Annotated in this window: 1 protein-coding gene and 1 tRNA gene; both read left to right on the top strand. The window is 34.9% G+C overall.

Features of this window, described 5'->3' with window-relative positions; all coding sequences use genetic code 11:
* Nucleotides 1–274 precede the first annotated feature (274 nt).
* A tRNA-Pro gene (locus tag QO187_RS13785) sits at nucleotides 275–351 on the top strand.
* 214 nt (nucleotides 352–565) lie between these two features.
* Nucleotides 566–1,225 carry a hypothetical protein gene (locus tag QO187_RS13780; RefSeq protein ID WP_371548663.1) on the top strand — a complete coding sequence of 220 codons (660 nt, stop codon included), beginning with the start codon at nucleotides 566–568 and terminating at the stop codon, nucleotides 1,223–1,225.

Below are 1,225 nucleotides of genomic sequence, written 5' to 3'. Positions count from 1 at the left end.
TGGATGGAAAATGACTTATCTAAATTGTTTTATGATATTCATCCAAAACATAACTCTTTTGTAGTGCAGTGACTATATATGAAGTCGAAATTAATTTGCAAGACGATGAAGTTAATCTAGAGTATGTTTCAAGCATTGTTAATGCAGCTTGGGGCATGTTTTTTAGACGTACAAAAGAAGGCAAGTGGTTTTTTGACAATATAGGTTAATGGGTTATTTGTACAATAATTAATCCTTGCAATATGCATAATTTTGCGTAAAATAGTCAGTCATTCGGGGCGTAGCGCAGTCTGGTAGCGCACTACACTGGGGGTGTAGTGGTCGCAGGTTCAAATCCTGCCGTTCCGACCAAGCATAGCAGTAATAGAGAAAAGCCAATCATTGTTTTCAATGGTTGGCTTTTTTTTGTGCTAAATTTGGCTGGTAATTGTATGATATTTGATTGAGCAAATAATAATAAAAATCTTGCCAGGCATGATGAATAATCTAAAGCCAGTCATCCATATAGTTTTAGGCTGGCTTGTCTTATATCTACTTTGATTTAATGGTGTGTAGAGGTGTGAATATGAGTAATAACGATATTGCATTAAGCTTTGATACCGCAGAATATTACAATCTACAAGAGGCTTGCGACTACTTAAACAGAAAATTTAAAACCGATAATATAACGCCGAAAAAACTACTTAAAAGAATTTATGAGTTTGATTTAGACACTTATATTTATGGTAGAGGGTTTTATTTAATGGGAAATCATTATCTCGATGAAGACAAATTGGATTTTTTAGATGAGTTAGATAAAGACAGTGAAGACTATCAAATCTATACAGCGCAAATAGATGCATATTTATTTTTTTGCGATGTAAAGCCCTCGTTAACTTGTAAAGAATTAGGCGTTTTTATCCAGCTAAGCAACAGAATGATTAGCAACTTACTTTTATTGGAACGAACTGAAATTAGTGACGAATGGGGAGATATTGAGGGCTTGTTACCACACAATAGACTAAATGCTAATCCAAAAGACGTAGAAGAATTTCTTTTGCCTAGTGACAAACCTAGCACATATGAAGGTCAAGACTATAACTTTGATAAAATCAAAGTGGTAGAAAGCAGATATCAGCCGATATTACCTAAAGAGAGCATCGAAGAGTATGAACCGCCCCGGGATTGTCGGAGACTCAATTTTCTGAGAGAATATGACAATGAAAACACGAAATTATACCCCTGA

The organism is Psychrobacter sp. Arc9, assembly GCF_041431295.1.
Taxonomy (GTDB): domain Bacteria; phylum Pseudomonadota; class Gammaproteobacteria; order Pseudomonadales; family Moraxellaceae; genus Psychrobacter.
Note: the sequence above shows the minus strand (reverse complement) of the source record. Positions and strands in the feature narration are given on the sequence as shown.